Below are 7340 nucleotides of genomic sequence, written 5' to 3' on the forward strand. Positions count from 1 at the left end.
AGAGCCTTGTCATGAGGGGATCCTAGACTGGGGGAACAAGTGCTCTTTATATAAGAAAATTTATAGTGAGTCACTTATTATGGCGGGGCATGATGGCCATCGTGGTTTTGTTCAGCACCTAGCGGTGGCGGCAAGCCAGCGTCAGCAAGGCATCGGGTCTGAACTGGTCAGCCGCTGCATGAACGCGCTGAAAGAGGAGGGCATACAGAAATCGCACCTTATGCTGCTGGTGGATAACGATGCTGGCAAGCGCTTCTGGAAGCGCCTGGGCTGGGAGTTTCGGGCCGATATCGATCTCTATTCGTTTATCCTAAGCGGCGGCCCCAATGCCTAAAACTGCTTTGCCATACGAGCCAGCCAATCGTCATTTATTTTGCTAGGGCGGGATGTAAAGAGTGTGATCAAACGGGAAAGCCATGATGGCTACCGTCGGGAAGCTCAATATCCACGCGGACGCGGCCGCCTAAGGCCTCAACATAGCGTTTAAGGGAGCTAAGGCGCATATCCTGACCAACCTTTTCAAGTCCCGCTACGGTTGGCTGCCTAACGCCCATCGCATCAGCAATGTCGGTTTGCGTTTTTTCTGCCAATAGGCGAATTTCGGCTAGCCTGATTTCAAACAGCATATTGCTCGCCTTCGCTTCTGCTGCAGCGACAATCTCTGGCTTCTCTTTTGCCAGTAAGTCTTCCAGTTTGCGTGCCATGGTGATCACCTCATTTTAAAGTTTCCAGGTGAGCCGCATACTCTCTGTCGGCGACTGGAATCATTTCATCGTAAAAGCGTTTGTCATTTCCGCCTTTATCACCAGCGCATAAAACAATGCCGGTACGCGTTGGATCAAACGCAAAGAATGCCCTGATGGGGCGACCAAAGCTCTGTACCCGTAGTTCTTTCATATTGGAAAACTGAGAGCCATTTACCGTATCAGCATGCGGTCGCGAGAGCATCGGACCCCGTTCTCGTAAAAGAAGAAGAGAAGCCAGGACGTTCTCCCGGTCAGCTTCCTCAAGCGAGAAAAACCATTTTTCAAAGGTATCTGTCTGCTTTATAGACCACATGGGTACCTCATCGTTTTATAGGTTTTATGCTATATAGGCTTTGACCTATTAGCAAGATTTTTTAAACGCCAAGGAGCCCTATGCCCGCCACCGAGCCAAACAACCAGGACGCCCCACGTTTTAGTACACCCGCAGGCGAGGTGATCGGCTGGCGCGACCGGGGCGTTATTCGTGCCACGGGCATCCGCTTCGCCTGCGCTCAGCGCTTTTGCCCGCCTGTGGACGAACCACCATCCACCAAGCCCATTTACGCCACTGAGTGGTCACCGGCCTCGCCGCAAAATACCATCCCTGAACTGAATGAAGTACTCGGCGTTACCGCCCAGGAGTTTCACCCCCGCGAAGGTGAGCTGCATCTGTCCGTCACCATGCCGGATAGCCCCGCCACGGCGCCGCGCCCCGTCATGGTTTGGATTCACGGCGGCTCTTACGTGTTTGGCGCTGGGGATCTTTCGGTATTCGACGTGCGCCCGCTCGCGCTTGAACAGGATGTGATCGTGGTGGCTGTGAACTATCGGCTCGGCCTGCTGGGCTTTTTGGGCGGCTACGCCAACCGCCCCGCCAACCTGGGGCTACTCGATCTGATTTCTGCCCTGCGCTGGGTCAATACCAACATCGCGGCCATGGGGGGCGACCCTAACAATATCACTCTGTTTGGCCATTCGGCCGGGGGCGATGCGGCGGCTCATTTGATGATTGCCGACGGCACCGAGGGGCTTTTTCAGCGCGCCATCATCCAGAGCGCGCCGCTAGGCATTAGCCGTGGCCGGTCGAAAATGAACGCCAAAATGAGCCAAAAAGCCGCCACCGTAAAAGATGATGCACCGCTGGATGAGATTTTGCGCACACAGACCCAAGTGGCCGAAGCTGCCCAGGGCTTTGGGCTGAAATCAGCCATGCCGTTTGGCACCCAGTACGGCCACTATCCGCTGCCCGCCGAATCCGAGGTAGACGCTGCCTGGCGCCGCGTTGCACCTAAATTTGACATCTTCATTGGCTACACGGCGGAAGAGACCGCGCTGTTTCTGGTGATATCGCCGGGCCTGATGCGGCTACGCCAGCTTCCATTAGTGGGTGAAGGGATCACCAAGGCGATGGTGGCCGCCACAACACGCAAGGTATACAAACGTGACGCACTCAAATTTGCCCGCCGACACGCGAAGGCGGGAGGCAATGCCTATATTTACAGAATAGATTGGGGCAAGGGCCGCTATCCGTTTGGCGCCGCGCACACGATCGAACTTCCGCTGCTGCTGGCCGAGCCCGCCAGCTGGCAGCATGCCGACCTGGTAAAAGACGTGGACGAAGCCACCCTGCTTGAGCACGGCCAGCGCCTGCGCGCAATATGGGCAGACTTCGCGCGAAACGGGCGGTTGCCGCCCGCAGGCCAGCTTGAGCCGCAAATAGTAGAGTGGTGGCAGGCCAGCTAACGCACCCCAACTGTTTATTGAGCTAAACGCTACGGCAAGGAGACATTAATGAAAGCCATCGTGTTTGACGTGTTTGGCACTATTGTCGATTGGCGCTCCAGTTTGATTCATCAGTTCGGGGAGCTAGAGAAAGAGCTGGGGGTTGATCTACCCAGTGAAGCGCTGGCTGATCAATGGCGCCAACATTATGCGCCTTCCATGGACAGGGTACGCAAAGGGGAAATCCCCTGGACGGTACTAGATGATCTGCATCGAGAAAGCCTCGTCAAACTACTCGATCAACATAGGATTGCGCTAGACGAAGCGACCATTGATCGCGTCAATCGCTTTTGGCACCAATTAGAGCCCTGGCCGGATGTCCTACACGGCCTAAAGCGCTTGAAAGAGCACACCATCATCGCAACGCTGACTAACGGTAATGTCTCACTGATGGTCGATGTGGCCCGTCACGCCAAGCTACCGTGGGATATGATTTTTTGCGCCGAGTTATTCGAGCACTACAAGCCTGACCCAGAGGTTTATTTAGGGGCTTGCCGCCTGCTACGCCTGCCGCCTGAAGAGGTGATGCTGTGTGCGGCGCATAATTCTGACCTACGTGCTGCCCGTGCATTGGGAATGAAAACGGCGTTCATACCCCGGCGCACAGAATATGGCCCGCAGCAGTGTAAAGATTTAGAAGCAGAAGAAGCATGGGATTTTGTGGCTGAAGACCTCGTCGCGTTGAGCGAGCGGCTAATAAGAGAGAGAAGGTAAAAGAGAGAAGGCGAGCTTAGTGCTGTGTCTCGGTCCGCAAGTTTTCTACTGGTTCCACGCTTAGTTCTACGATGTCCGCGATCATCTGGTCATCCATTTCGTTGCGAGCGATTAGCTTACGGGCACCGTTGCGTTTGCCTTCCAAAGCGCTTTTCGGCTTCCGAAATGCTGAACACAACCCTTAGCGAGGGCTGCACCATGCCCAACCGCTCATTGAGTGGCGCGTCCTTCATCGACCAGGTAATACCAACAGGCACCGGGATCAATTCACGACTAACATTGGTGAGGTAGGGTTGGAATCGCGAGTGACGCTATACACAAGAATACATAGCGCATTCGTTGTTGCTCAGTTAGCGGTAATAAGCCCTGTTCAAGTGTGCGCATCATGGGGAACACAATGACAAAACAAAAATTGATTCTGCTATTTGATGGGACGTGGAACGACCCTGAAGATCAAACAAATGTTTATCGTATTACGCGGTGTATTCATGATTACGATGGTGGTGTAAGACAAAGGTTCTATTACGACCCCGGTGTGGGTACATCTAAGTTTCAGCGCTTTAGTGGGGGAGCCTTCGGTTACGGGCTGAGCAAAAATTTACGGGCAGGTTATGACTGGCTTTCAAGGCGTTACCAAGAGGGCGATGAGATCTGGATATTTGGGTTCAGCCGCGGTGCTTACACCGCCAGAAGCCTGGTGGGGATGATTCGTAAATGCGGGCTAGTGCATGTCGTCACGCCAGGGTTGCTCGATAAGGCCGAAAGTATTTATCGAAACCGCGATTTGCACCCCGATTCTGAGGTGTGCACAGGGTTCAAGGAGAGCTTCAGCCGCCAGCCCAGGATTCACTTCATTGGTGTGTGGGATACCGTTGGCGCGCTGGGCGTGCCTGGCACCAACCTGTTCAAAAGCAAATACGATTGGCACGACACCGAGCTTTCCAGCATTGTCGATCATGCCTATCAAGCGGTCGCGCTGGACGAACACAGAGCTACCTACAACGTATCGCTTTGGACGAGCAAGGATGGCAAGCAGAAAACGGGCAACCGCAACGTAGAGCAGTGCTGGTTCATCGGCGCTCACGCCAATGTAGGCGGCGGCTATGGAGCTGATGACACACTGGCCGATATATCGCTGAGCTGGATGTTAGCCAAGGCGCAAAAAGCAGGCCTAAAACTGGTACCCTATGAAGTTGCTGAGGATGCCTGGAAGACAGCACCCAAAGATTCGTTTTCTGATTTCCTGAGGGGGTTCTACGCCAGATACAAACGCCTTGGAAACACCACTGACGGCCGATTTTACCGACAATATTCGGAAGTGATGCCAGGGCAGTGTGCGGTGAATATTTCAGTCGATGAGAGTGTTTGGAAGCGCTGGGCCGATACAACGTGTGAGTACCGGCCACGTACCTTGACCGATGCCCACCTTTCCCCACCGGAGGAGTAGGTGGGCGGGCACTTTTGATTCGCAGGCTACGAGCTGGTGCTATGCCGCATTCACCCACGTGCCATAAGTGGCCGCGTGGAAGCGATGACCGACCCAAGTCACGAAGTGTCCACTATCGACTAAAAACTAAGTATTCAAAGTAGGCTTAACCTAAATTAACTGCTAGTCTCGAAGCATTAGAGCGAAAAACGCCGCAGGGACAATACGATGCAGAACGCCCGCATAACGCTTCACCCAAGCAAGCAGCGCATGCAGGTGCAGGTTGATGGCATTCTGCTAGCCGACTCCATCAGTACGCTTGAACTCCACGAACATGGCTATCCGCCACGCCATTACTTTTCACGTGAAGATGCGCGGATGGACTTAACCACCGTCTCAGAAATGACCACTTGTTGCCCCTTTAAAGGGCACACGGTGTATTTTGCGTTGGACGAACATCGGGATATTGCTTGGAGTTATGAGGAGTCGATTGAGGGTATCGAGGAAATGGTTTTGAGTGATTAAAGTTTTTAGAAGTTTATTTATTTTTTTGATATTTGATAACATGCTCTGCTAAGTTTATTTTAGACAGGTGTTTTAACAATAGCTATGTGATATAAATTATAGTGTATTATTTTGAGGGTTTTTTCAGTGAGTGAAGTAAACATAAATAACACGGCTGTCATTTTTATCCATGGGTTTACTGGGACAGAAGGGACGTGGGTAAATGAAGATGGTGCTCGCTTTTCTACATTTTTTGAAAATTCATTAGAGTTACCAGGTGTTGAATTTTATTATTTCTCTTATTATACAAGAGTTTTAAGTATATCGAACAGTACTGCCAAAAAAGTTGTTACTGGCATAATAAATAAAATCCTGCCGGTAAAGTTAAGAATGAAAATCCCAGTCGTTAAAAAGAATACTCCAATTTCAGAAATAGCTCAGGAGTTTTTAACATATTTGCAACATGAGTTTTCTGAAAGTAAAAATCTTATTTTCGTTTGTCATAGCATGGGTGGGCTAGTTGTAAAAAGTGCAATCATTGATATTTTAGAGAATGCTGTTTCATTCGACCATAATATTATTGGTTATTGCAGTTTGGCAACTCCGCATAAAGGTTCCATTCCGTCAATACTAATGTCCCCTTTTAATATTAATGCTAAGGAAATGAAGCCGCTGGATAATGATAACTCCGTTTTAAATGATAAGTGGATAAATAATTCGGATAAAATTGCTAAAACTCTTTATGTAAGGGCAAAAAGTGATGAGGTAGTAGCGGTCTCAAGTGCCGTGCCTTTTTCAGATGTTAAAAAATTTCCTATTGCTGTTGTTGAAGCTGATCATACATCTGTTTGTAAGCCAACCCATCAGTCCGACACTATATGTAAAGTTGTGAAAAAGTTTCTCGTGGAATGCCTTTCTGCTGTTAGGGCTAATAGCGTTTCCCTAGAGGGTAGTGAGGAAGAAATTAGTGCTTATGATAAAGAAATATTCGTCATAAAAATGGTGTTAGCTAATGTTGAAGAGTTATTGGTAGAAGATGCTAAAGAATCTTTCTTCTTAGCAGAAGGGATAGAAAAACAAGCTTCAAAACCAGACAGGAAAATAATTAAAGACTTGAAGGTGAAGATTATCAGTGCCTATAAAACGGTAGCTGGATCAAACTCATCAAAATCAAGCAGTGAAATTGTTGGTCTAGTGCATGAAAAATTATCGATTCAGATAAGCAAGCCCTTGAGTGTGCAGTTAATTACCTTAACTTTATGCATAAAAAAGGTTTTCTGCATCAACATGCAAATCAATACAATTTAGAAGTTAACTGGAGCAAAGAAGTAACGATGCAGAAAATATCAGACTATAAGGATGCCCGCTGTGATTGACTATAGGGAAGAGTTAGATTTCCAAATTGCTCTTGTGGTTTTTTTAGTAAGAAATGTTGGAGAAAATAAAAATGGTAAAAAACTACTTACAATAGAGAAGTTGAGATTCTTGATACTGATATGTCTTACGCCCAAAAAACTATATAGTGTCATAAGTAAATTAACTAATAAAGATGCTTGTTGTTTTGAGGATGTCTGTTATAACGACTCCTCTGAAAATATAAGTGAAAACGATTTAAAAGAGATATCGCTGTTAATTTCTTATATGTGCAGTTCTGGTTACTTAAAGGTTGTACAAGATGAGTCAAGATTTATAGCTATTGGCGAAGCTGCTTCAGGGGTTGCAGATAGTCTTTGTGAGAGCATGCCTAATTACCTTTCTCGAAATGTCGAAATACTAAAAAATATTTCGAGAAAAAGTGAATCGCTTATTTCTAAAGCTTGTATGGAATCTTAGTAATGAAAAATTCTTATTTAATAGTTAACAAAGTTGTAATAAAAGGTGTTGAGACAACATATCAATGTAAGTTTGATAGGGGGCTCAACATCGTTTGGGGAGACATGGATTCAGGGAAATCTAGTATATTGAATATCATTGACTACTGTCTTGGAGGACGTGGCTCTGAACTTGATTATGATGAAATTAAAAACAAAGGGCGCATTGTATATCTAGAGGCAGATTTGAATGGTAATCTAACCACATTCGAAAGGATGTTAAGTGATTAACCAAAAGTAATCGAATATTCGTGACCGTAGCCCCTGCACACTTTGTTGACCGCTTCACAGAGCCTG

The 7340-nt window shown here is 48.0% G+C and carries 9 protein-coding genes and 1 pseudogene; 8 read left to right on the forward strand and 2 right to left on the reverse strand.

From position 1 onward, the window contains the following. The first annotated feature begins 79 nt into the window (after positions 1 to 79). Positions 80 to 334 (forward strand): GNAT family N-acetyltransferase, encoded by a 255-nt coding sequence (locus RZA33_RS19030; protein ID WP_322976223.1) that lies wholly within the window; start codon positions 80 to 82, stop codon positions 332 to 334. Positions 335 to 401: 67 nt separating this feature from the next. Here the strand turns inward: RZA33_RS19030 and RZA33_RS19035 are convergent, their stop codons facing one another. Further along, the gene (locus RZA33_RS19035; protein ID WP_317509293.1) at positions 402 to 704 is read right to left on the reverse strand and encodes an XRE family transcriptional regulator; all 303 of its coding nucleotides are present in this window, start codon (positions 702 to 704) and stop codon (positions 402 to 404) included. A gap of 10 nt (positions 705 to 714) precedes the next feature. After that, positions 715 to 1059 carry a type II toxin-antitoxin system RelE/ParE family toxin gene (locus RZA33_RS19040; protein ID WP_317509294.1) on the reverse strand — a complete coding sequence of 115 codons (345 nt, stop codon included), beginning with the start codon at positions 1057 to 1059 and terminating at the stop codon, positions 715 to 717. A gap of 80 nt (positions 1060 to 1139) precedes the next feature. On the opposite strand from RZA33_RS19040, the gene RZA33_RS19045 reads away from it, so the two are divergent. From RZA33_RS19045 to RZA33_RS19075, 7 genes and pseudogenes are all read left to right on the forward strand, one after another. After that, a complete protein-coding gene (locus RZA33_RS19045; RefSeq protein ID WP_317509295.1) occupies positions 1140 to 2489 on the forward strand; it encodes a carboxylesterase family protein in 1350 nt (449 codons plus the stop codon). Between the two features lie 48 nt (positions 2490 to 2537). Then, positions 2538 to 3242, forward strand: coding sequence for a haloacid dehalogenase type II (locus RZA33_RS19050; RefSeq protein ID WP_317509296.1), 705 nt, complete (start codon positions 2538 to 2540; stop codon positions 3240 to 3242). A gap of 397 nt (positions 3243 to 3639) precedes the next feature. Beyond that, positions 3640 to 4689, forward strand: coding sequence for a DUF2235 domain-containing protein (locus tag RZA33_RS19055; RefSeq protein WP_317509297.1), 1050 nt, complete (start codon positions 3640 to 3642; stop codon positions 4687 to 4689). Positions 4690 to 4896: 207 nt separating this feature from the next. Beyond that, complete coding sequence (locus RZA33_RS19060; RefSeq protein ID WP_317509298.1) at positions 4897 to 5193, forward strand: DUF427 domain-containing protein; 297 nt, start codon at positions 4897 to 4899, stop codon at positions 5191 to 5193. 369 nt (positions 5194 to 5562) lie between these two features. After that, positions 5563 to 6548, forward strand: a pseudogene (locus RZA33_RS19065) (ABC-three component system protein). Next, positions 6541 to 7005, forward strand: a complete 465-nt coding sequence (locus RZA33_RS19070; protein ID WP_317509300.1) for a hypothetical protein — start codon at positions 6541 to 6543, stop codon at positions 7003 to 7005. Before RZA33_RS19065 ends, RZA33_RS19070 begins: the two are co-directional and overlap by 8 nt. A gap of 2 nt (positions 7006 to 7007) precedes the next feature. Continuing rightward, positions 7008 to 7274, forward strand: a complete 267-nt coding sequence (locus RZA33_RS19075) for an ATP-binding protein (protein ID WP_317509301.1) — start codon at positions 7008 to 7010, stop codon at positions 7272 to 7274. The last annotated feature ends 66 nt before the right edge of the window (positions 7275 to 7340 follow it).

Source organism: Halovibrio sp. HP20-59 (assembly GCF_033052795.2).
In the GTDB taxonomy this organism is placed as follows: domain Bacteria; phylum Pseudomonadota; class Gammaproteobacteria; order Pseudomonadales; family Halomonadaceae; genus Vreelandella.